The following is a 2,069-nucleotide window of genomic DNA, read 5'->3' as shown; positions in this document are numbered from 1 at the left end:
CGGATGCGCTTGGCGCGTCCGAGCATCGCAAGGGTCACGTTCTCGAGCTTAATGCCGAGGTCTTCCGAGATCGTCTGGCCGGCGGTGAGGACGGCGATGTCCTCGAGCATGGCCTTGCGGCGATCGCCGAAGCCCGGTGCCTTGACGGCAGCAATCTTGAGACCACCGCGGAGCTTGTTGACGACGAGGGTCGCGAGAGCCTCACCTTCCACGTCCTCGGCGATGATGACGAGCGGCTTGCCGGTCTGAACGACGGCCTCGAGGATCGGCAGCATCGACTGGAGCGACGACAGCTTCTTCTCGTGGATGAGGATGTAGGGATCCTCGAGCTCGGCGACCATCTTCTCCGCATTGGTGATGAAATACGGGGAGAGGTAGCCGCGGTCGAACTGCATGCCTTCGACGACGTCGAGTTCGGTCTCGGCGGTCTTGGCCTCTTCGACCGTGATCACGCCTTCATTGCCGACCTTCTGCATGGCATGGGCGATCATGTCGCCGATGTCCTTGTCGCCGTTCGCCGAGATCGTGCCGACCTGAGCGACTTCGTCCGACGACTTCACCTTCTTGGCGCGCGCCTGGATGTCCTTGACGGCCTCGGCGGAAGCGAGATCGATACCGCGCTTGAGGTCCATCGGGTTCATGCCGGCGGCAACCGCCTTGGCGCCTTCACGGACGATGGCTTGAGCCAGGACCGTCGCGGTCGTCGTGCCGTCGCCGGCGATGTCGTTGGTCTTCGAGGCGACTTCGCGCACCATCTGGGCGCCCATGTTCTCGAACTTGTCGAGAAGCTCGATTTCCTTGGCGACCGTGACGCCGTCCTTCGTGATGCGCGGGGCGCCGAAGGACTTCTCGATCACGACATTGCGGCCCTTGGGGCCCAAGGTCACCTTCACCGCATCGGCGAGGATATCGACACCGCGGAGCATCTTCTCGCGGGCATCGCCGGCGAATTTCACATCTTTAGCAGCCATTGGCTTTTCCTTTTCAGTTCTTCCTCATCCTCGGCGGCCGTCGGGCCGGGTCGGAGGATGGTCGAGTTCACTGGGTCGTCCGAACAGGACGAGGGGGAATGCGATTACTTGGAGATCACGCCCATGATGTCGGATTCCTTCATGATGAGGACGTCCTGACCATCGAGCTTGACTTCCGTGCCGGACCACTTGCCGAACAGGATACGGTCGCCCTTCTTGACATCGAGCGGAACGAGCTTGCCGTTCTCGTCGCGAGCGCCGGAGCCGACGGCGACGATCTCGCCCTCTTGCGGCTTCTCCTTGGCGGTATCCGGAATGATGATGCCGCCCTTCGTCTTCTCTTCGCTATCCAGGCGACGGACGACGACGCGGTCGTGCAGCGGACGGAATTTCATGAAACTTCCTCTTTGACAAATGACACTGCCATGATGGCAGCATCCAGTTCCCGATCCCTATGGAACATGACGGCCGCGGAAACCGGATCTGGTTTTCGGCATCATGCTCGACTGTTAGCACTGTCGCTCGACGAGTGCTAACGCTCTGGCGAGATAAGGACGCCCCGCTGGCGAGTCAAGGCCTTCGGAAGAGAGCCGAACGAGGAAAAAATCGGGTTTTTCGAACCCGGAAGTTTTTCCGTTCTTCGCCAGTATGTTAGCGGCGTGACGTAATGATGGCCGCGACAACGATAAGAGCGCCGCCACCCAATGTCGCCCAGGTCGGCACTTCGTGGAAGACGCCGTAGCCGATAAGCGCGGCCCAGACGAGGGCCGTGTATTCCAAGGGAGCGAGCTGGGCCGCCTTGGCCTTGGCGTAGGCCGTCGCCATGAGGATGTGGCCGATAACGCCGAGCGCACCGATGCACAGAAACCACCCCCAATCCTCGGTTCTGACCGGTTGCCAGACATAGAGGCCGAACGGCGCCGACAGGATCAGCGGACCGAACGATTGGAAGAACACGATGTGGATGTATTGGTCGCGCTGAGCCCGCTGCCGCAGGAGGATCATGCTGAATGCGTAGGTGATCGCCGACAGAAGCGCCGCTGCGACGCCGGTCCAGGAGCGGACGGCATTGGCATCGCCGGATTGACCGAACACCAC

Annotated in this window: 3 protein-coding genes; all 3 read right to left on the bottom strand. The window is 61.4% G+C overall.

Annotated elements, in window-relative coordinates; all coding sequences use genetic code 11:
- Nucleotides 1–971, bottom strand: a 971-nt coding sequence (gene groEL / locus AC1DT3_RS19100; protein WP_477466797.1) for a chaperonin GroEL, incomplete at its 3' end; no start/stop codon positions are given.
- A gap of 104 nt (nucleotides 972–1,075) precedes the next feature.
- Complete coding sequence (gene groES, locus AC1DT3_RS19095) at nucleotides 1,076–1,366, bottom strand: co-chaperone GroES (RefSeq protein WP_477466796.1); 291 nt, start codon at nucleotides 1,364–1,366, stop codon at nucleotides 1,076–1,078.
- Nucleotides 1,367–1,622: 256 nt separating this feature from the next.
- The coding region (locus AC1DT3_RS19090) for a DMT family transporter (protein ID WP_477466795.1) at nucleotides 1,623–2,069 on the bottom strand (447 nt) is incomplete at its 5' end.

Source organism: Microvirga sp. P4_G7 (assembly GCF_056401005.1).
The sequence above is the reverse complement of the archived record's forward strand: the minus strand, read 5'-3'. Positions and strand labels throughout refer to the sequence as shown.